Genomic DNA, 19,602 nt, shown 5'->3' with positions numbered 1-19,602 from the left:
CCGGACCCCTACCTCGAGCCTTTTGCAGCCGCAGGAGACGGGCGAGCCATCGGAATGGGCGGTCAGAACGTTCAGGATCAGGAAGCACGGATCGTCGTCGAGAGCGGCGTCGCCGCGCGCGTTGCGGCGATCATCGAGCCGGCGATCATGAATCTCGGCTACCGACTGGTGCGCGTGCGCATCAGCGCCCAGAACGGCTGCACCGTCCAGATCATGGCCGAGCTGCCCGACGGCACGATGAACGTCGAAGGCTGCGAGGCCGTGAGCCAGGCGGTTTCGCCGGCGCTCGATGTCGACGATCCGATCCAGGCGGCCTATCATCTTGAGGTATCGTCGCCGGGCATCGACCGCCCGCTGGTCAGGCCAAGTGATTTCGAACGCTGGGCCGGCCATCTGACGAAGATTGAGACCAGCGAGCCCCATGCCGGCCGCAAGCGCTTTCGTGGCATCCTGCGTGGTGCCAGCGGCACCGATGCCCTGCTGACGCGCGACGACGCCAAGACGGATGAGGAGCGCGACGTCGCGATCCCGATGCGCCTGATCGTCGAGGCGCGCCTGATGCTGACCGACGCGCTCGTCACCGAGTCGCTCAGGCGCGGCAAGTCCGGCCTTGCGCCGCACATGCCGCCTGCCGACGAGATCGCCCAGCCCGCGCCCGGGCGCGGCAAGTCGCTCGGTCCCCGCGATCCCAAGGCCCGCAAGCCGGGCAAGGGTCTCAAGGGGCCGGTGCAGAACACACAGAAAAAGGAGTGAGCGCCATGGCTGTCAGCGCCAACCGGCTCGAGCTGTTGCAGATCGCCGAGGCGGTCGCCCGCGAGAAGTCGATCGACCGCCAGATCGTGATCGACGCGATGCAGGACGCGATCGCCAAGGCGGCGCGCTCACGCTACGGCGCCGAGACCGACGTCCATGCCGAGATCAACACGAAATCGGGCGAACTCAGGCTGGCGCGCCATCTCCAGGTCGTCGATCTCGTCGAGAACGGCGCCGTCGAGATCACGGTCGACGAAGCCAAGCGCCACAACCCGGCCGCCCAGGTCGGCGATGTCATCGCCGACCCGCTGCCGCCCTTCGATTTCGGCCGCATCGCCGCCCAGTCGGCCAAGCAGGTCATCGTGCAGAAGGTGCGCGAGGCCGAGCGCGACCGGCAGTATGACGAGTACAAGGATCGCATCGGCGAGATCGTCAACGGCGCGGTCAAGCGCGTCGAATACGGCAATGTCTTCGTCGATCTCGGCCGCGGCGAGGCGATCATCCGCCGCGACGAGATGATCCCGCGCGAGACCTTCAAGGTCGGCGATCGTGCCCGCGCCTATGTCTACGACGTGCGCCGCGAGCCGCGCGGCCCGCAGATCTTTCTGTCGCGCACCCATCCGCAGTTCATGGCCAAGCTGTTCGGCCAGGAAGTGCCGGAGATCTATGACGGGATCGTCGAAGTGAAGGCCGTTGCCCGCGATCCGGGCTCGCGCGCCAAGATCGCGGTGATCTCGCGCGATTCCTCGATCGATCCGGTCGGCGCCTGCGTCGGCATGCGCGGCTCGCGCGTGCAGGCCGTGGTCGGCGAGTTGCAGGGCGAGAAGATCGACATCATCCCATGGTCGCCGGATGTCGCGACCTTCGTCGTCAACGCGCTGCAGCCGGCAGAAGTCGCCAAGGTCGTGCTCGACGAGGAAGCCGACAAGATCGAGGTCGTGGTGCCGGACGAGCAGCTCTCGCTCGCCATCGGCCGCCGCGGCCAGAACGTTCGCCTCGCCTCGCAGCTCACCGGCTGGGATATCGACATCCTGACCGAAGCCGAGGAATCGGAGCGCCGCCAGAAAGAGTTCGTGCAGCGCACCGAGCTGTTCATGAACGCGCTCAACGTCGATGAGACGGTCGGCCAGCTGCTCGCCTCGGAGGGCTTCCGCTCGGTCGAGGAGGTCGCCTATGTCGAGCCGACCGAGCTGTCCTCGATCGAGGGCTTCGACGAGGACACCGCCGCCGAGATCCAGAGCCGCGCCCAGGAATATCTCGCTGCGATCGAGGCTGAGTTCGACGAAAAGCGCAAGGCGCTCGGTGTCGAGGACGAGCTGCGTGAGGTCGAAGGCATCACCACCGCGATGATGGTGGCGCTCGGCGAGAACGAGGTGAAGAGCATCGAGGACCTCGCCGGCTGCGCCACCGACGACCTCGTCGGCTGGACCGAGCGCAAGGATGGCGAGAACACCCGTCATTCCGGCTATCTCGACGGTTTCGACCTGTCGCGGCAGGACGCCGAGGCGATCGTGATGGCAGCCCGCATCAAGGCGGGCTGGGTCGAGGCGCCGGAGCCCGACGCTGAAGCCGAAGCCGAGACCGAGGAGTCGCAGGCCTGAGCCGGAGCGACATCGAGATGAGCCGGCGCGGCCTGCGCGAGGGGCCGGAACGGACCTGCGCGGTGACGCGGCAGGCGCGGGCGCCGGAGGATTTGATCCGCTTCGTGGTCGGCCCCGGCGACGTGCTGGTGCCGGACATCAGGCGCAAATTGCCGGGACGCGGCGTCTGGGTCTCTCTCAGCGCTGCGGCAGTCGGCGAAGCGGTGAAGCGGCGCGCCTTCGAGCGCTCGCTGAAGGTGAAGGTCGCGGTTTCGCCTGATCTCGCCGCCGAGGTCGATGCCTTGCTGGTCAGGGACGCGATCCAGGCGCTTGCCATGGCGAACAAGGCAGGGCTGGTCTCGACCGGCTTTGCCAAGGTCGAGGCACAGGCGGGAGCCGGGCGCACAGCCGCGGTGATCGCCGCCAGCGACGGCGCCGAGGACGGCAGACGCAAGATCGGCCAGGCGCTCCGACGGGCGTCGACGCCCAAAGAGATACCGGTCGTGGCGATTTTCGCCTCGGCCGAACTGGAACTGGCGCTCGGGCGTGAGCATGTGATACATGCAGCGCTTGCTCCGGGTCCGGCGACTGAGGGTTTCCTCGCGCGCTGGCGTCGGCTCGTCCGGTTTCGGACGAACGATGCTGGCGAAACGGCGTTCATGGACCCGACTGAATCCGACGCACGTGACCAGACGAAGACCGAACCGGTAGGACCGAACGCGGAATGAGTGATACCAAGACCCCCGGCGACAAGACCTTGAGCGTGACGCCTCCCAAGACGTTGTCGCTGAAGCGGCCTGTCGAACAGAGCACGGTCCGGCAGAGCTTCTCGCATGGGCGCTCGAAGCAGGTCGTCGTTGAGGTCAAGCGCCGCGCCGCTGGCCACGAGCCCGCGCCGGCTCCTGTAGCACGCGCGCCCCAGCCGCCCCAGGCTCCGGCTCCCACGCGGCCGCAGCCGCCTCAGGCAGCGCCGCAGGTCAACCGGCCGGCCAGCGGCATGTTGCTGCGCACGCTCTCGGACGACGAGAAGGACGCGCGCCAGCGCGCCCTCTCCGATGCGCGCGCCAGCGAGGCTGAAGCCCGCTCCCACGCCGAGGAGGAAGCGCGCCAGCGCGCCGCCCGCGAACAGCGTGAACGCGCCGAGCGCGACGCCGCCCAGGCCCGCCAGCGCGAGGAAGAAGACCGCCGTCGGCAGGAAGACGAGCACAAGCGCCGCGCCGAAAGCGCAGCCCGCCAGCGCATGAACGAGGAAGCTGCGCCGCCGCGGCCCGCGCCGGTGCGCGACGCAGCGCCCACGGCCGCTCCCGCCGCTTCGACCTACGTACAGACGCCGCGCCCGGCTCCGTCGGGCCCACGGGAATCGCGCGAATTCGGTGGGCCGCGTCCGCCGATGCGTGATGTCGGCGCAAGGCCACCGAGCCTCGATGTCCGCCGTCCGCGTGCCGACCCGCCGCGGCCGCCGCGCCCCGACGCCAATGCGACGGCCGAGCCGCTCGTCGCGCGGCCCGCTCGGCAGGCGCCCTCTTCAGCAGGCGCACCGCGCAGCCGTCCCGATGACGGCGAGGCGCGTCCCGCTTTCCGCCGTCCCGGTGGCGCTCCCGGCGCGCCCCGAGGCGCACCGGCCCCTGCGCCCAAGACGCCGAAGGTCGGCGAGAAGCCGCGCGGCCGCCTGACGCTGTCGACCGCGACCGGCGGAGACGATGAGCGGACCCGCTCGCTCGCCTCCTTCCGCCGGCGCGTGCAGCGCATGACCGGCCACCGTGCTTCGGACGTCGCCAAGGAACGCGTGATGCGCGAGGTGATCATCCCGGAGACGATCACCATCCAGGAACTCGCCAACCGCATGACCGAGCGGGGCGTCGACGTCATCCGACTGCTGATGAAGCAGGGCGCGATGCACAAGATCACCGATGTGATCGACGCCGACACCGCCCAGCTCGTGGCCGAGGAAATGGGCCACACCGTCAAGCGCGTCGCCGAATCCGACGTCGAGGAAGGCCTGTTCGACACGCCGGACACCGACGAGACCCTGGTTTCGCGTCCTGCTGTCGTGACCATCATGGGCCATGTCGACCACGGCAAGACCTCGCTGCTCGACGCGATCCGGCAGACCCATGTCGTCACCGGCGAAGCCGGTGGCATCACCCAGCATATCGGCGCCTATCAGGTGACGACGCCGGCTGGCGCGAAGGTGACCTTCATCGACACGCCGGGCCACGCCGCCTTCACGGCGATGCGCGCCCGCGGCGCCAAGGTGACCGACGTCGTCGTGCTGGTCGTCGCGGCCGATGACGGCGTCATGCCGCAGACGGTCGAGGCCATCAACCACGCCAAGGCGGCCAAGGTGCCGCTGATCGTGGCGATCAACAAGATCGACAAGGCGGACGCCAACCCGGACCGCGTGCGCTCCGAGCTGCTGCAATACGAGATCCAGGTCGAGACGCTCGGCGGCGAGACGCTGGAGATCGAGGTTTCGGCCAAGACAGGCAAGAACCTCGACAAGCTGCTCGAGGCGATCGCCCTTCAGGCCGAGCTGCTCGACCTGAAGTCCAATCCCGAGCGAGCCGCCGAAGGCACCGTGATCGAGGCCAAGCTCGACCGTGGCCGCGGCCCGGTCGCGACCGTGCTGGTCCAGCGCGGCACGCTGCGCACCGGCGACATCATCGTCGCCGGCTCGGAATGGGGTCGCGTCCGCGCCCTGATCGGCGATACCGGCGCCCACATCAAGGAGGCGCTGCCGTCGCTCCCGGTCGAAGTTCTCGGCTTCAACGGCACGCCCGAGGCCGGCGACCGCGTCGCGGTGGTCGAATCCGAGGCGCGCGCCCGCGAGATCACCGACTATCGTGAGCGCCAGAAGCGCGACCGTATCGCCGCACGCGGCGGCGGATCGGCCGCCGGCCGCTCGCTCGCCGAGATGATGCGCGACCTCAAGGAAGGCGCTGGCCGCAAGGAATTCCCGCTCGTCGTCAAGGGCGACGTGCAGGGTTCGGTCGAGGCCATCGTCGGCACGCTCGAAAAGGTCGGCAATGACGAGGTCCGCGCCCGCGTGCTCTCGTCCGGCGTCGGCGGAATCACCGAATCCGATGTCACGCTCGCCCAGGCTTCGGGCGCCGCCGTGATCGGCTTCAATGTCCGTGCCCATAAGGAAGCGCGGGAGGCGGCCGAACGGGCCGGCGTCGAAATCCGCTACTACAACATCATCTACAATCTCGTGGATGACGTGAAGGCGGCGATGTCGGGCCTGCTGGCCCCGACCCTGCGCGAGACCATGCTCGGCAACGCCCAGATCCTCGAGATCTTCAACGTCTCGAAGGTCGGCAAGATCGCCGGCTGCCGGGTCACCGACGGCACGATCGAGCGCGGCGCCAATGTCCGCCTGATCCGCGACAACGTCGTGGTCCACGAGGGCAAGCTCAGCCAGCTCAAGCGCTTCAAGGACGACGCCAAGGAAGTGGTGGCGGGCCAGGAGTGCGGCATGTCTTTCGAGAACTACCAGGACATGCGCGCTGGCGACGTGATCGAGTGCTATCGCGTCGAGGAGATCAAGCGGACGCTCTGATCAGCCCGCTTGCTCCCCGGATATTCCAGATGGCCGGGCTTTCGCCCGGCCATGACGTTTCAAACCCGTCCGTCCGGTCCGATCCCGGAGAACGAGAACAATGGCAAAGAAACCCAATTCACAGGGCTCCGGGCCCTCACAGCGGCAATTGCGCGTCGGCGAACTGATCCGGCATGCGCTGGCCGAGATGCTGGCGCGCGGCGACATCCATGACGACGTCCTCGCCAAATACGTCATCACCGTGCCGGAGGTCCGGCTCTCGCCCGATCTCAAGCTCGCGACCTGCTACATCATGCCGCTCGGCGGCCAGGACGTCGCGCCGGTGCTGAAGGCGCTGAGCGGCCATACGCGCTACATCCGCGGCGAGATCGCCCATCGCGTGAATCTGAAATACGCGCCGAACGTCCGCTTCCTGCAGGATGAGAGCTTCGCCGAGGCCGAGCGCGTCGATGCGCTGCTCTATTCGGACAAGGTGCGCCAGGACATCTTGAAGCAGCCGCTGCGGATTCAGCAGGACGATCAGAGTGATGACTGAGGCCACCAGCCAACCCGCGGCGGAGGAGTCGCAGCAGGCGCCCGCGCCGCGCCCGAAGAAGCGCGACGTGCATGGCTGGGTCGTGCTCGACAAGCCGGTCGGCATGACCTCGACCCACGCCGTTGCAGTAGTCAAGCGCGCCTTTAGCGCCAAGAAGGCCGGCCATGCCGGTACGCTCGATCCGCTCGCTTCAGGCCTCCTGCCGATCGCACTCGGCGAGGCGACCAAGACCGTCCCCTTCGTGATGGACGGGCGCAAGGCCTATGAGTTCACCGTCGCCTGGGGCTCGCAGACCGACACCGACGACACCGAGGGCCGCGTTGTCGCGACCTCTGAGGATCGTCCCGACGAAGCCGCGATCGCTGCGCTGCTGCCGCGCTTCACCGGGACGATCCAGCAGGTGCCGCCGAAGTTCTCGGCGATCAAGATCGCCGGCGAGCGCGCCTACGACCTTGCCCGCGACGGCGAAGAAGTGACGCTGCAGGCGCGCCCGGTCGAGATCACCGCGCTGCGCATCGTCCGGCACGACGGTCCGACCACGACCTTCGAAGCCGAATGCGGCAAGGGCACCTATGTCCGCGCCATCGCCCGCGATCTCGGCCTGGCGCTCGGTTGCCTCGGCCATGTCGCGCATCTGCGCCGGACCCGCGTCGGGCCGTTCGCGGTCACGGAGGCGGCAACGGTAGAGGCGCTGCGCGACGGCGACAACGCCGCGGAGGCCCTGCTGCCGGTTTCGGCGGCGCTGGCGCTGATCCCCGAGATCACCGTGCACCGTGACGCTGCGCTCAGGCTCAAGCGCGGCCAGAGCGTGCTGCTGCGCGGTCGCGATGCGCCGCTGGAAGCGGAGGCGGTCTATGCCGTGAGTGGCGGCGTCTTGATCGCCACCGGCTCGATTGCGCAGGGCGAATTCGTCCCGCATCGTGTCTTCAACCTGTAGGCGAGTGCCTTTCTGGACTGCACGCATGAATCCGGAAATCGCTCGGAAACAGCACCGAAATGGCCTGAAAGTCTTGGTTTGCAGGCCGAAATGGCACCCTTTAAAACGAAATTTACCAGTTTAGAGACCTCCTTGCGTGCCAGCCTGCCCCGGCAAACTCAAGGAGCCGCTCGTGAAGAAGCTCGCCTCGCTCTGGCTACCCATCTCGAACCGGCTCGCCATCCTCGGGATCATCATCATCGCCGCCGCAGTGGCTGCGTCGGTCGTCCTGTCGATCCGCGCTGCCGACAGCGCGATGCGCGAACGGGCTCAGGCCAGCCTGGTCGTCAACAGCAACCTGTTGCGCGATGTCCTGACGTCCAAGGGTGAACCGCGGCTCGAGGGAGACAAGCTCTATTTCGGCCCCGAGCTGGTGAACGGCAACTTCGCCGCGGTCGACAAGGTCAAGGCGCTCTCCGGCGGGACGGCGACCGTGTTCATGGGCGACACGCGTGTCTCGACCAACGTTCAGAAGCCGGACGGCTCGCGCGCGGTCGGCACCAAGTTGGCGCAGGGCCCGGCTTACGATTCCGTCTTCAAGGATCGCAGGACCTATTCCGGCGCCGCCGACATCCTCGGCGTTCCCTATTTCACCATCTACGAGCCGATCGTCCAGACGTCGAACAACGCGGTGATCGGCATTCTGTATGTCGGCATCAAGCAATCGGATTTCCTTACCGTCATCGACGAGATGATCCGCAACAACATCGCCGCAGGCCTTGTGATCGCCGCGATCGGCGGAGCATTGCTGTTCTGGCTGACACGCAGGATGCTGAGGCCGCTCGGCCAGCTCAAGGAAACGATGCTGAAGCTGGCTGCCGGCGACCTCGCCAGCGAGCCGCCGAAGCTGCGTAGCGGTGACGAGGTCGCGGCCATGGCCGATGCGGTCGCCATCCTGCGCCAGGCCGCAATCGAGAAGGCGCGGCTGGAAACCGAAGCGACGGAGCAGTCGGAACGCAGCGACTCCGAGCGCCGCAGCAACCAGGCCGAGCGTGAGCGCGCAACGGAGCAGCAGCGCGACCATGCACGGCAGCAGGAGGCGATCGTCCGCGCCCTTGCCTCTGGGCTGGAACGCCTCGCCCAGGCGGACCTGACCTGCCGGATCGAAGATGCCTTCCCGGCGGAGTACGAGCAGCTGCGCGCCGATTTCAACGAAGCCGTTGATCGCCTTTCCGCGACGGTCTCGACGATCCAGTCGACCGCTTCGGAGGTCGGCATGGCAGCGCGCGAGATCAACACGGGCGCCGACGACCTATCGAAGCGGACCGAGGAGCAGGCATCGTCTCTGGAGGAGACCGCGGCGACAACGGAAGAACTGGCAGCCTCGGTGAAGGCTTCGGCGCAAGGCGCCCGCCAGGCCGCGGCGATCGCCGAGGAGGCGATGAAGGCGGCGCAGGACGGCGGCGCCATCGCCGGCGAAGCGGTTGCGGCCATGGCCCGGATCGAGCAGGCCTCGAAGAAGATTTCCGACATCATCCGCGTGATCGACGACATCGCCTTCCAGACCAACCTGCTGGCGCTCAACGCGGCGGTCGAGGCCGCCCGCGCTGGCGACGCCGGCAAGGGCTTCGCCGTCGTCGCCAGCGAAGTCCGCACGCTCGCCCAGCGCTCCAGCGAGGCGGCCAAGGACATTTCCGGTTTGATCTCCTCCTCGAACAGTGAGGTCGAGACCGGCGTCAAGCTGGTCCGCCGGGCCGGCGACTCGCTGGAGAAGATCCTGTCGGCCTCGCAGAAGGTCACCGGCACGATCCAGGAGATCTCTGCGGCCTCGGCCGAGCAGGCGCATGGCATCGACGAGATGAGCCAGGCGGTCGCCCATCTCGACGAGATGACACAGGCCAACGCAGCACTCGCCGAACAGAGCGCCGCCTCCGCTGGCGCACTCTCCGGCCGGATCGGCGAACTCAACACACTGGTCGCGAGCTTCCGCACGGGGAGCGGCAACACCCTTGCCGCGGCGACCGGATCGCTTTCCGCCGGCCCTGCGGCCCGCCCAGCAATGCGAGCGCCCGCACGCCCTGTCAGCGCCTCGCCACGATCGGCCGGCTCGGCCAACCGCGGTAGCGGTGGCGACTCCGAGCCCGAACGGCTGCGCCAGCTCGCCGAAGCCGCCTTCGCCCAGAGCAAGGCCGCTCCGCAACACGCACCAGCCCGCAAGGCGGCCAACGGCCGCGTCAGCGATGCCGGGTGGGAGGAGTTCTGAGCGCTCTCTCAGCCGCTGAAAACGGCCTCGCCGCCGCGCAGACGAGCGACATCGCGCAGCGGCGGGGCACCGAACAGACGGCTGTACTCGCGGCTGAACTGCGAGGGGCTCTCATAGCCGACCTCGAAACTGGCCGAGGCTGCGTCGTGCGCATTGGCCAGGATCAACCGGCGTGCCTCCTGTAGCCTGAGCTGCTTCTGGTATTGCAGCGGGCTCATCGTCGTCACCGCTTTGAAATGCAGGTGCAGCGCAGAGGGGCTCATCCGCGCCTCCGCAGCGACGATCTCGACGCTGAAGGGCTTGCGGTAGTTGCGCTTGATCCAGCCGATGGCGCGGTTGACCTGCTGTAGCTTGCTTTCGGCCACCGCGATCTGGCGCAGGCGGGCCGCCTGCTCGCCGGTGAGCAGACGGTAGAGGATTTCGCGCTCTGCCATGGGCGCAAGCACCGGAACGTCCGCAGGATTAGCCAACAGGCCGGTCAGCCGGAGCACGGCATCGAGCAGGGCTGGCGTCATTGGGCTGACTGTCATGCCCGGACCCGGTGGCAACTCCCGCTCGGCAAGGGGGCGGCTTCCAGCATGAGCGCACTGATGGCGAGCGGGTCGAGCTCGAGCTTGACGCAGAGATAGGGCTTTTCCGGCGTCGCCTCGATGACCTGGCCGATGACGGGCAGATCGAGCGAGACGACGAGGCTGTGGGCCGCATCGTAGCGATAGATTCGGTCACCCAGGATCACCTGCTTGGCGCCCTGGGCGATGATGCAGAGCGCCGGCTCGTGCAGGCCGTGCATCGGCTCGCTCGGCTGCGAAAGGCGGACCACTTTCAATCGCGGGATCGGCGTCGCGTGAACACCGTCAGTCGGCGCGAAACGCGCGATCAGCGCGGCAAGTTCCTCGACCTGAGTCATGCGAGAATCCTCCTTCGCCAGTGACGGGCGGCCGCCTCAGCTTCGGACTTTCATATAAGGAAGCACCGGGGTTTTGCGATAGCCTGGCCTCATCGCGGGAGGATCAGGCAATGATCGCGGCGGATCGGTCTACCGCGTCTCGCCGGCGCCGGTGCATTGTCCGACCATACCGGCAGCGTTGCTGAACAGCGGACCTCTGGGGCGAACGCCCCGGCGTCCTGTGCCGGTCACTACTGACATGTTCCTGTCAGAGGCGGCGCTATCTGCACCGCCCAACACCCTGAACAAAAGGAGGACATCATGCCCTTCAGCCAGGTCATCCAGTCGCTCGGCGCGATCGCGTCGATCATCACGCCGGCCAAGCGGTCGATCCGCCCGCTCGAGATCGATCTCGAGGTCCCGGAGCCGCTAACCAAGGCCGAGCTTGCCGTGCTCGGCCGCTGGATCAGCGAAGACGGCGCCATCCGGCTCGACCTTCGCCCCAATGGTCGCTTCGGCAAGCAGCGCGATCAGGCGCCAGGTCATGGCGGCCGCTACGAGGTCGATGCGGCGCAGCTCTATTTCGAGAGCGACGCCGGCCATGTCTGGAGCGGCGAACTGCGCCGCGGCCAGCTTGCATTCGGCGAAAAGCGTTTCCGCCGGACCATGCAGCTGAACCCGGTCAGATTGGTTCAACCTGACCGGTAAGCTCACACAGCCTTGAGGCGGGACCCAGCGTTCCGCCTCAATAGCCGACCGTAAAGCGCTGGCGCACATGCGCCGGCTTTTCCAATTCGTCGACCAGCGCAATGGCATAGTCCTCGGCCGAAATCCGGCTCTGGCCGGTGCCGTCGGCCAGGAGCTGGTCCTTGCCGAGGCGGAACTGGCCGGTGCGCTCGCCCGGCGCGATCACGGCGGAGGGCGAGAGGAAGGTCCAGTCGAGGCCGCTCTCGCCCTTCAGCAGATCGAGGAAGGCACCGCCCTTCCTGGCTTCACCCAGATAGATCGCCGGGAATTCCGGCGTGTCGAACAGCTTCAAGCCAGGGGCGACCTCGAGGCTGCCGGCACCGCCGACGACGAGATAGCGCTTCACGCCGGACTGCTTCACCGCTGCGAGCAGCGTCGTTGGATCGCTGGCCGAGAAGTGGACGGCGCTGATCACCGCATCATGACCGGCGAGCAAGGCGGCGAGCCCGTCCTTGTCGTAGACATCGCCGGTCTTCGCGGTGACGCCGATACCCTGCGGCACCTTCTCCGGATTGCGGACGATGGCCGTGATCTGATGGCCGCGGCTGGTCAGCTCGGTGAGCAGGCGCGAGCCGATGAAACCGGTGGCGCCGATGAGAGCAATCTTCATGTTCTTACCCTAGTATCTGATGGGAACCAACATCCCGATAGACACCAGATGGCGCATGTGAGATTTTCTCTCAAGAAGGCACTTTCGCGCCACAAGGTCACCTGACGGAAACCGCCATGCTGCATCGCCCCGACGCATTCGATGCCCGCTGCCCGACAAGGCAGGTGCTCGACCGGATCGGCGACAAATGGGCGGTGCTGGTGCTGATCCTGCTCGACCGGGAGACGCTGCGCTTCAATGTATTACGCCGCAAAATCGAGAACATCTCGCAGAAGATGCTCTCGCAGACGCTGAAAAGCCTTGAGCGCGACGGGCTGATCACCCGCCGCGCCTTCCCGACGGTGCCGGTCACGGTCGAGTACGCGCTGACGCCGCTTGGTCGTACCCTCGCCGGCACGGTCGCAGCGCTGACGCAATGGGCGGAAGCCCATATCGGCGAGGTCGAAGAGGCGCAGCGCCGTTACGATCGCGGCGAGATCGTCGCCTGATCAGCGCTTCAACGACCGCTTCGGCTTGAAGAATGCGGCCCAGGCGTCGTCGGGCGGGCCCTTCTTCATCACCTCCGGCGCCTTGTAGGCATCGGGCGCCAGCCCCTTCTCCAGCAGTTCCCAGGCGACCGGCATGGCGACGGCGGCTCCGGGGCGGGCTCTTGTCGAGAACGGCGCGATCGCGGTCGAGCCGCGGCCGTTGCGGAGATAATCGATGAAGATGCGGCCCTTGCGCGCCTTCTTTGACAAGGTCGCGGTGTAGAGCTTGGGTTCGGCCTGCTCCATCGCCTTGGCGAAATCGCGGGCGAAGCCCTTGACCTCGTCCCAGCCCGCCTTGGGCTTCAGCGGCATCACGACGTGAAAGCCCTTGCCGCCGGAGGTCTTGAGAAAGCTCTCGAAGCCAAGCTCATCCAGGCGCTGGCGCACGCTCAGCGCCGCCTCGCGCACCCGCTCCAGCGGCACGCCCTGGTCGGGGTCGAGATCGAAGATGATCTGGTCAGGCGTCTCGACCGCGTCGATCGTGGCGCCCCAGACATGAACCTCGACCGTGCCGAGCTGGACGAGCGCGGCAAGACCGTCGAAATCGCGGATGAAGAGCAGCTCCTCGCCATCCTTGTCCTTCACCCGCGAAACCGCCTTGTGCAGGCCGGCGCCCGCATGTTTCTGGAAGAAGACCTGGCCGCCGACGCCGTCGGGCGCACGCAGCAGGCTCAGTGGGCGCTCGACCACAAACGGCGCCATGCGCTCCCAGACGCTGGCGTAGTAATCGAGCAGATCCTGCTTGGTGAAGCCGATATCGGGCCAGAGCGGCTTGGCGGGATTGCTGAGCGTCACGGTCGTCTCCGGGCTGGCCTTACGCCTGGTCTTCGTCGTGCGTTGAGCCTTGCTCGCTCCAGCCTTGAGCGATCTCTCCTCGACGACCTCCTGCGCCGGCTTGTCTTCGCGCAGGCCGAGGAAGGCCGAATGCCGCAGGGTTTTCGAGGCCGTCCAGGAGCCGAAGGCGATCTCGGCGACGAACTCGGGCTTCACCCAGACGATACCACGCTCGCGGCCGGCTTTGCCCGAAAAGGGCGAAGCTTCCGCGGCAATGGCATCGAGCTTTTTCTTCAGCGCCGCGGCCGAATTGCGGGTGAAGCCGGTGCCGACACGGCCGGCGGGCTTCAGCTCATCATCCTCGTGATAACCGAGCACGAGCGAACCGAGCTGGTTGCGCGACGCCTTCGACGGCACATAGCCGGCAATGACGAACTCCTGGCGCTGCGTGCATTTCGACTTGATCCAGTCGCGACCCCGCCCGCTGCGATAGGGCGCCTCGGCACGCTTGGAAATCACGCCCTCCAGCCCCATGCGGCAGGCATGACGCAGCATGGTCTGGCCCGGCTCGACGAAATGCTCGGAATAACGCAGCGGCGACTCTGGCCCGGCAGCCTGCAGCAGCTCCTGTAATCGCTCCTTGCGCGCGAGAAGCGGTTCTCCCTTCAGGTCCTCGCCGTCGAGATGCAGCAGGTCGAAGGCGAAGAAGACGAGGTTCGCGGTCTCGCCATCCGACAGGGCGGCCTGCAGGGCGGAGAAGGAGGAAATGCCGTTTTCTCCCAGCGCCACGACCTCGCCGTCGATCAGTGCAGCCTCGCAGGCAAGCGCGGCGAAAGCATCGCCGATCCCTTTGCCGAAGCGCTCGGTCCAGTCGAGCCCGGTCCGCGTGAGCAGCTTGACCTTTCCAGCGGAGATTCGCGCCTGCAGTCGGTAGCCATCGAACTTGACCTCGTGCAGCCAGGCATCGCCGGCTGGGGGCTTGTCCTGCAACGTCGCGAGGCACGGCGCGACGAAACGCGGCAGCGGCTCGCTCTCGGCTTTTGCCGAGCGTCCGGCGAGCTTGGTTTTTGTTGTCTTGGACTTGGCACTCTTGGGCTTGCGGCCCTTCGCGGGCTTCTCATCGGTCGACCAGACGTCCCCTTTGGGATCCTCGCCCACCTCCTCGACACTCTTGCCGGATGTCACCGAATTCGGCGCGGTCTCCAGGATGTCCTCGTCGTCACGGGCGAAATCGTCGTCGACCTTGATCAGCAGCCAGTTGTCGCGCTTCTCGCCACGCCGGGCCTTCAAGCGCACCAGATGCCAGCGTCCGGCCAGCTTGTGTCCTTCGAGCGCGAAGGCAAGGTGGCCCTTCTCCATGCCGCGGACGGGATCGCCTTCCGGGATCCATTTGCCCTCGTCCCAGACGATGACCGAGCCAGCGCCGTACTCGCCTTCCGGAATTGTCCCTTCGAACGAGCCGTATTCGAGCGGATGGTCCTCGACATGGACAGCGAGGCGCTTCTCTTCCGGATCGAGGCTCGGCCCCCGCGTCACAGCCCAGGACCAGAGCGCACCGCGATGTTCGAGCCTGAGATCGTAATGGAGGCGGCGCGCGGCGTGCTTGTGGATCACGAAGGCACCGCCGGCCTGAGTTGCCTTCCGGCGGCCGGCAGCACCTTTCGGCTCGCGGGTGCGGGAGAAATCGCGCTTCGAGCGATAGAGGTCGAGATTGGCCATGGCGCCCTCCGACGCGCGTCAGGCGCTCTTCTTGGCCTTGCCGGCAGCGGGCCTTCTAGTCGACTTGCCTGCAGCGGATGGCTTCTTGGCAGGAGCGCCTGACTTAGAGGGCGGGCGGGCCTCCTGGCCGAGGCTCTTCTTCAGCGCATCGAACAGGTTGACGACATTGGCGGAACGCTCGACCGGCTTTGCCACCGGCGGCTTCTTGCCCTTGCGCTTGGCCTCGATCAGCTCGAGCAACGCCTCCTCATAGCCATCCTCGAAGCCGCTCGGATCGAACTTCGCCTGCTTCTTCTCGATGATGTGGGTGGCAAGATCGACCAATTCCTCGTCGAGCTTGCCCTTGCGCAGGCCGTCGAATATCTCGTCCGGCTGGCGCACGGTCTTGTCGTAGCGCAGCGTGGTCAGCAGCAGCCCCTTGTCGAAGGGCTCGATCATCACCGGCCGTTCGCGACGATAGAGCACGATGCGGGCGATGCCGGCTTTTTTCTGCTTTGCCATCGCCTCGCGGATCACGGCGAAGGCCTCCTCCGAAACCTCGTCGGACGGGCTGAGATAATAGGGCTGGTCGAAATAGATCTGCGGGATCGCGGCGCGGTCGACGAACTGCTCGATCGAGAGCGTATGCGAGCTCTCGATCTGGACCGCGTCGATCTCGTCCTCTTCGATCAGGAGGTATTCGTCGCCGCCGATCTCGTAGCCCTTGACCTCGTCGTCGCTGTCGACCGGCTTCCCGCTGACGCTGTCGATGTACTGACGGCGCACGGTGTTGCCGGTCTTGCGGTTGATGACGCGGAAGGAAACCTTCTCGCTATGGTCGGTCGCCGAGGTCAGCTCCACGGCGCAGGACACCAGCGAGAGCTTGAGATAGCCCTTCCAGGCCGGGCGGGGTGCCATCAGGCCGCCCGCAGCGCCGGGCGGGCCGGGAAGGCCGGCGGCAGGCCGCGCAGCCAAGCCTCGGCCCTGACGATCTCGTCACGGGTCACGACCGGTACGGGATCGGAGAGGATCGCCAGCAGGACCTCACGGTCGAGCTGGCCGTTGGCGATCACGTCACGGAGCGCGTCGCGGGTCTCGCGCTCGGCCCGCAGCTGGGCGCCGAGCGCGGCAATGAGGCGATCCTTCGGCATGGCTGGCATGATACTCGACCCCGGTTTGGAGACCTGCGGCGAGTCAACCTGTGGAACCGGCAGAGGTTCCGGCGAGCCGCGCCTCCGAGTCAGCCGGCCGCCTCGTCGTCGACCAGCACCTCCTCGGGCGGAACCGGATTGGGCGCGCCCTCGGCGAGATATCGCGCCAGGATCGCCGATAGACTCAACGGCGTCAGCGGTTCGCGGATGTTGCCCAGCTCGGCGATCGGCCACCAGCGATGCTCGACGACGTTCTGCGCCTCGACCTCGTCGGTCATGACGGGATCGAAGCGAGCGACCTCGACGATGCGATACTCCTCGCGCTGCGATATCCGGCGAGCGCCCCAGTCAAAGGTGTGATGCCGGCGCCAGACCAGCGCACCGATCCGGAAATCGACAAGCCCGAGTTCTTCGCGGAGCTCGCGCCTCAGGCCGTCCTCGATCGTCTCACCGTGGTCGAGCCCGCCGCCCGGCGCGATCCAGAAGCATCGCGTCTCTCCCGGCGGTCGCAGGCGAAAGAGCAGGATCTCCCGTTCCGGCGTGAGGATGAGCGCGCGCACGGCCCGTCTTTCCGCGACCTGCTGCATGCTCTTCTCCGAACCACGGCGCTAGAACCCTAGCCTTTCCGCCAGTTTCGTGTATATGCCCGGGCAACCGGTCCGATGGCCGGCCGCGTATCCCTTCCACGATGAGGCGGATGCGGGCTTCGGACCTTGCTGGACGACATCCCGGCCTGGCCCGCCAGATCAACACCGAACCAAAGGACATGACGATGTCGATCACTGCCGAGCGCAAGACCGCGCTCATGAAGGAACATGCCACCAAGCCGAACGACACCGGCTCGCCGGAAGTCCAGGTCGCGATCCTGACGGAGCGCATCAACAACCTGACCGGCCACTTCAAGTCGCACACCAAGGACAACCATTCGCGCCGCGGTCTGCTCAAGATGGTGTCGCAGCGCCGTTCGCTGCTCGACTACCTCAAGGGCAGGGAAGAAGCGCGCTACAAGACGCTGATCGAGAAGCTCGGCATCCGCCGCTGATCGAGACCGAATCCCGCCCGGTGCCTCGCTGCTCCGGGCGGTTCTGCTAGAGGCCGAATGATCGGCCTCATCCCGGGAGCGCCGCAATGACGCGACGTTCCCCATTCAGTGCGGCGGCCGCATGGGGCGGCCCACCGCATGATCCGCCGGCGTCAGCGACGTCCATGGCAGGATCGCCGAGCGCCCGGGCGCCGCTTCTTTCGAGCATATCCCGGACGTTCCGCCGTCTTGCCCATGGGCTCGAGCGACGCCGGACGGATCGCATCCGACCGAAAGACATATCCATGTTCGATGTTCAAACCGAAGAACTGATCTGGGGCGGCCGCAAGCTCGTCCTCGAAACCGGCAAGATCGCCCGCCAAGCCGACGCCGCCGTGCTCGCCACCTATGGCGAGACCGTGGTGCTCGCGACCGTCGTCTCCGCCAAGTCGCCGAAGGCCGGGATCGACTTCTTCCCGCTGACCGTGAACTACCAGGAAAAGACCTTCGCCGCCGGCCGCATTCCCGGCGGTTATTTCAAGCGTGAGGGACGCCCGACCGAGAAGGAGACGCTGGTCTCGCGCCTGATCGACCGGCCGATCCGCCCGCTCTTCGTCGAGGGCTACCGCAACGAGACGCAGGTCGTCTGCACCGTGCTGCAGCATGACCTCGAGAACGACCCCGACATCGTCGCGATGGTCGCCGCCTCCGCCGCCCTGACGCTCTCCGGCGTGCCCTTCATGGGCCCGGTCGGCGCTGCCCGCGTCGGCTATTTCGACGGCGCCTACAAGCTCAACCCGCTGGTCGATGAGATCAAGGAATCGCAGCTCGACCTCGTCGTCGCCGGCACGCCCGACGCCGTCCTGATGGTCGAGTCGGAGGCCAAGCAGCTCTCCGAGGAGATCATGCTCGGCGCCGTGATGTTCGGCCACAAGCACTTCCAGCCGGTGATCGACGCCATCATCCGCCTGGCCGAGAAGGCCGCCAAGGAGCCGCGCGACTACACCCCGGCCGACAACTCCGTCGTGCTCGAGGCCGTGCTCAAGCTGGTCGATGCGGATATCCGCGCCGCCTACAAGATCACCACCAAGGCCGAGCGCTACAAGGCGCTGGACGCCGCCAAGGCCAAGGTCGCTGCGCTGATCTCGGACACGCCGGACGGCAAGACGACCTTCACCAAGGAGCAGGTCGGCGGCCAGTTCAAGGAAGCCCAGGCCAAGGTCGTGCGCTGGACCATCCTCGACGACGGTGTCCGCATCGACGGCCGTGACCTCAAGACGGTCCGCAAGATCGTCTCGGAAGCCGGCATCCTGCCGCGCACCCACGGTTCGGCGCTGTTCACCCGCGGCGAGACCCAGGCGCTGGTCGTGACCACGCTCGGCACCGGCGACGACGAACAGTACATCGACTCGCTGGAAGGCACCTACAAGGAGACCTTTCTGCTGCACTACAACTTCCCTCCCTATTCGGTTGGTGAAGCTGGCCGCATGGGCTCGCCCGGCCGCCGCGAAATCGGCCATGGCAAGCTCGCCTGGCGCGCCATTCGCCCGATGCTGCCGGCGAAGTCGGAATTCCCCTACACGATCCGCGTCGTCTCGGAGATCACCGAGTCGAACGGCTCCTCCTCGATGGCCACCGTCTGCGGCACCTCGCTGGCGCTGATGGATGCCGGCGTGCCGCTGAAGGCGCCGGTCGCGGGCATCGCCATGGGCCTGATCCTGGAAGGCGAGCGCTTCGCGGTGCTCTCCGACATCCTCGGCGACGAGGACCATCTCGGCGACATGGACTTCAAGGTCGCCGGCACGTCCGAGGGCATCACCTCGCTGCAGATGGACATCAAGATCGCCGGCATCACCGAGGAGATCATGAAGGTCGCCCTCGACCAGGCCAAGGGCGGCCGCGACCACATCCTCGTCGAGATGAACAAGGCACTCTCGGTGGCCCGTGGCCAGCTCGGCGAGTATGCCCCGCGCATCGAGACGATGAAGATCCCGGTCGACAAGATCCGCGAAGTCATCGGCTCCGGCGGCAAGGTCATCCGCGAGATCGTCGAGAAGACCGGCGCCAAGGTCAACATCGAGGACGACGGCACCATCAAGATCGCCTCGGCCGACGGCAAGTCGATCGAAGCGGCGATCAAGTGGATCAAGTCGATCGTCTCCGAAGCGGAGCCGGGCATGATCTATGACGGCACCGTCGTGAAGGTCATGGAATTCGGCGCCTTCGTGAACTTCTTCGGCGCCAAGGACGGCCTTGTCCATATCTCCGAGCTGGCCCCCAACCGGGTCCAGAAGGTTTCGGACGTCGTCAAGGAAGGCGAGAAGGTCAAGGTCAAGTTCCTCGGCATGGACGAGCGCGGCAAGGTGCGCCTGTCGATGAAGGTCGTCGACCAGACCACCGGCGAGGACATCACCGAGAAGCTGAAGGCCGAGCGCGACGCCGAGAAGTCCCGCGAGCGCCAGGGCGCCGAAAACTGAGGCACCCGAAACGCGCTGAGCGTTTCACGTGAATCAGACGCCCCGCATCCTGCGATGCGGGGCGTTTCTTTTGAAGGTCCCTCTGGTGCATTGCGGCAGATTCAA

18 protein-coding genes are annotated in these 19,602 nt (G+C 66.7%); 11 read left to right on the top strand and 7 right to left on the bottom strand.

Features of this window, described 5'->3' with window-relative positions:
- Positions 1 to 54: 54 nt before the first annotated feature.
- The 7 genes from rimP to QO058_RS16115 all read left to right on the top strand — a co-directional run bounded on the left by rimP (position 55) and on the right by QO058_RS16115 (position 9,606).
- Complete coding sequence (gene rimP, locus QO058_RS16145; RefSeq protein WP_347975351.1) at positions 55 to 753, top strand: ribosome maturation factor RimP; 699 nt, start codon at positions 55 to 57, stop codon at positions 751 to 753.
- Positions 754 to 758: 5 nt separating this feature from the next.
- The gene (nusA, locus tag QO058_RS16140) at positions 759 to 2,354 is read left to right on the top strand and encodes a transcription termination factor NusA (protein ID WP_284167323.1); all 1,596 of its coding nucleotides are present in this window, start codon (positions 759 to 761) and stop codon (positions 2,352 to 2,354) included.
- Between the two features lie 17 nt (positions 2,355 to 2,371).
- Positions 2,372 to 3,061, top strand: a complete 690-nt coding sequence (locus QO058_RS16135; RefSeq protein WP_284167322.1) for an RNA-binding protein — start codon at positions 2,372 to 2,374, stop codon at positions 3,059 to 3,061.
- Positions 3,058 to 5,892: a translation initiation factor IF-2 gene (gene infB / locus QO058_RS16130; protein ID WP_284167321.1), complete on the top strand. Its 2,835-nt coding sequence runs from the start codon at positions 3,058 to 3,060 to the stop codon at positions 5,890 to 5,892. Before QO058_RS16135 ends, infB begins: the two co-directional genes overlap by 4 nt.
- 100 nt (positions 5,893 to 5,992) lie before the next feature.
- Positions 5,993 to 6,427: a 30S ribosome-binding factor RbfA gene (gene rbfA / locus QO058_RS16125; RefSeq protein ID WP_284167320.1), complete on the top strand. Its 435-nt coding sequence runs from the start codon at positions 5,993 to 5,995 to the stop codon at positions 6,425 to 6,427.
- Entirely contained in the window at positions 6,420 to 7,364 is a 945-nt protein-coding gene (gene truB / locus QO058_RS16120) for a tRNA pseudouridine(55) synthase TruB (RefSeq protein ID WP_284167319.1), read from the top strand. Before rbfA ends, truB begins: the two co-directional genes overlap by 8 nt.
- A gap of 172 nt (positions 7,365 to 7,536) precedes the next feature.
- Positions 7,537 to 9,606 (top strand): methyl-accepting chemotaxis protein, encoded by a 2,070-nt coding sequence (locus tag QO058_RS16115; RefSeq protein WP_284167318.1) that lies wholly within the window; start codon positions 7,537 to 7,539, stop codon positions 9,604 to 9,606.
- Between the two features lie 8 nt (positions 9,607 to 9,614).
- Here the strand turns inward: QO058_RS16115 and QO058_RS31125 are convergent, their stop codons facing one another.
- A complete protein-coding gene (locus tag QO058_RS31125; RefSeq protein ID WP_347975347.1) occupies positions 9,615 to 10,136 on the bottom strand; it encodes an AraC family transcriptional regulator in 522 nt (173 codons plus the stop codon).
- A complete protein-coding gene (locus QO058_RS31120; protein WP_347975345.1) occupies positions 10,133 to 10,513 on the bottom strand; it encodes an AraC family transcriptional regulator in 381 nt (126 codons plus the stop codon). Before QO058_RS31120 ends, QO058_RS31125 begins: the two co-directional genes overlap by 4 nt.
- Before the next feature lie 300 nt (positions 10,514 to 10,813).
- On the opposite strand from QO058_RS31120, the gene QO058_RS16105 reads away from it, so the two are divergent.
- Positions 10,814 to 11,200 carry an Atu4866 domain-containing protein gene (locus QO058_RS16105; protein ID WP_284167317.1) on the top strand — a complete coding sequence of 129 codons (387 nt, stop codon included), beginning with the start codon at positions 10,814 to 10,816 and terminating at the stop codon, positions 11,198 to 11,200.
- A 37-nt stretch (positions 11,201 to 11,237) separates the two neighbouring features.
- Here QO058_RS16105 and QO058_RS16100 read toward each other — a convergent pair whose 3' ends face one another.
- On the bottom strand, positions 11,238 to 11,849 hold the full coding sequence (locus QO058_RS16100; RefSeq protein WP_284167316.1) for an NAD(P)-dependent oxidoreductase: 612 nt from the start codon (positions 11,847 to 11,849) through the stop codon (positions 11,238 to 11,240).
- Between the two features lie 116 nt (positions 11,850 to 11,965).
- Between QO058_RS16100 and QO058_RS16095 the strand changes: the two genes are divergently transcribed.
- A complete protein-coding gene (locus QO058_RS16095; protein WP_284167315.1) occupies positions 11,966 to 12,337 on the top strand; it encodes a winged helix-turn-helix transcriptional regulator in 372 nt (123 codons plus the stop codon).
- On the opposite strand, the gene ligD is transcribed toward QO058_RS16095, so the two are convergent.
- From ligD to QO058_RS16075, 4 genes are all read right to left on the bottom strand, one after another.
- Complete coding sequence (gene ligD, locus QO058_RS16090) at positions 12,338 to 14,869, bottom strand: DNA ligase D (RefSeq protein WP_284167314.1); 2,532 nt, start codon at positions 14,867 to 14,869, stop codon at positions 12,338 to 12,340. It abuts the gene before it with no gap.
- 18 nt (positions 14,870 to 14,887) lie between these two features.
- Entirely contained in the window at positions 14,888 to 15,766 is an 879-nt protein-coding gene (gene ku / locus QO058_RS16085; protein WP_284167313.1) for a non-homologous end joining protein Ku, read from the bottom strand.
- Positions 15,766 to 15,999, bottom strand: a complete 234-nt coding sequence (locus tag QO058_RS16080) for a hypothetical protein (RefSeq protein WP_432211940.1) — start codon at positions 15,997 to 15,999, stop codon at positions 15,766 to 15,768. Before QO058_RS16080 ends, ku begins: the two co-directional genes overlap by 1 nt.
- Before the next feature lie 89 nt (positions 16,000 to 16,088).
- Complete coding sequence (locus tag QO058_RS16075; protein ID WP_284167312.1) at positions 16,089 to 16,586, bottom strand: NUDIX domain-containing protein; 498 nt, start codon at positions 16,584 to 16,586, stop codon at positions 16,089 to 16,091.
- Positions 16,587 to 16,771: 185 nt separating this feature from the next.
- On the opposite strand from QO058_RS16075, the gene rpsO reads away from it, so the two are divergent.
- Together rpsO and pnp are read left to right on the top strand one after the other, a co-directional pair.
- Positions 16,772 to 17,041 (top strand): 30S ribosomal protein S15, encoded by a 270-nt coding sequence (gene rpsO, locus QO058_RS16070; RefSeq protein ID WP_057192055.1) that lies wholly within the window; start codon positions 16,772 to 16,774, stop codon positions 17,039 to 17,041.
- A 284-nt stretch (positions 17,042 to 17,325) separates the two neighbouring features.
- Entirely contained in the window at positions 17,326 to 19,497 is a 2,172-nt protein-coding gene (pnp, locus tag QO058_RS16065) for a polyribonucleotide nucleotidyltransferase (RefSeq protein ID WP_284167311.1), read from the top strand.
- Positions 19,498 to 19,602: the final 105 nt, after the last annotated feature.

This window comes from Bosea vestrisii (assembly GCF_030144325.1).
GTDB lineage: Bacteria > Pseudomonadota > Alphaproteobacteria > Rhizobiales > Beijerinckiaceae > Allobosea > Allobosea vestrisii_A.
Note: the sequence above shows the minus strand (reverse complement) of the source record. Positions and strands in the feature narration are given on the sequence as shown.

Bases quoted from the DNA above. Each gene is read 5' to 3' on its own strand.
- infB (WP_284167321.1), top strand. From the start codon at position 3,058: ATGAGTGATACCAAGACCCCCGGCGACAAGACCTTGAGCGTGACGCCT.
- QO058_RS31125 (WP_347975347.1), bottom strand. From the start codon at position 10,136: ATGACAGTCAGCCCAATGACGCCAGCCCTGCTCGATGCCGTGCTCCGG.
- QO058_RS16100 (WP_284167316.1), bottom strand. From the start codon at position 11,849: ATGAAGATTGCTCTCATCGGCGCCACCGGTTTCATCGGCTCGCGCCTG.
- truB (WP_284167319.1), top strand. From the start codon at position 6,420: ATGACTGAGGCCACCAGCCAACCCGCGGCGGAGGAGTCGCAGCAGGCG.
- ku (WP_284167313.1), bottom strand. From the start codon at position 15,766: ATGGCACCCCGCCCGGCCTGGAAGGGCTATCTCAAGCTCTCGCTGGTG.
- ligD (WP_284167314.1), bottom strand. From the start codon at position 14,869: ATGGCCAATCTCGACCTCTATCGCTCGAAGCGCGATTTCTCCCGCACC.
- QO058_RS16105 (WP_284167317.1), top strand. From the start codon at position 10,814: ATGCCCTTCAGCCAGGTCATCCAGTCGCTCGGCGCGATCGCGTCGATC.
- QO058_RS16095 (WP_284167315.1), top strand. From the start codon at position 11,966: ATGCTGCATCGCCCCGACGCATTCGATGCCCGCTGCCCGACAAGGCAG.
- rbfA (WP_284167320.1), top strand. From the start codon at position 5,993: ATGGCAAAGAAACCCAATTCACAGGGCTCCGGGCCCTCACAGCGGCAA.
- pnp (WP_284167311.1), top strand. From the start codon at position 17,326: ATGTTCGATGTTCAAACCGAAGAACTGATCTGGGGCGGCCGCAAGCTC.
- rpsO (WP_057192055.1), top strand. From the start codon at position 16,772: ATGTCGATCACTGCCGAGCGCAAGACCGCGCTCATGAAGGAACATGCC.
- QO058_RS16135 (WP_284167322.1), top strand. From the start codon at position 2,372: ATGAGCCGGCGCGGCCTGCGCGAGGGGCCGGAACGGACCTGCGCGGTG.
- rimP (WP_347975351.1), top strand. From the start codon at position 55: ATGGGCGGTCAGAACGTTCAGGATCAGGAAGCACGGATCGTCGTCGAG.
- QO058_RS16075 (WP_284167312.1), bottom strand. From the start codon at position 16,586: ATGCAGCAGGTCGCGGAAAGACGGGCCGTGCGCGCGCTCATCCTCACG.
- QO058_RS16080 (WP_432211940.1), bottom strand. From the start codon at position 15,999: ATGCCGAAGGATCGCCTCATTGCCGCGCTCGGCGCCCAGCTGCGGGCC.
- nusA (WP_284167323.1), top strand. From the start codon at position 759: ATGGCTGTCAGCGCCAACCGGCTCGAGCTGTTGCAGATCGCCGAGGCG.
- QO058_RS31120 (WP_347975345.1), bottom strand. From the start codon at position 10,513: ATGACTCAGGTCGAGGAACTTGCCGCGCTGATCGCGCGTTTCGCGCCG.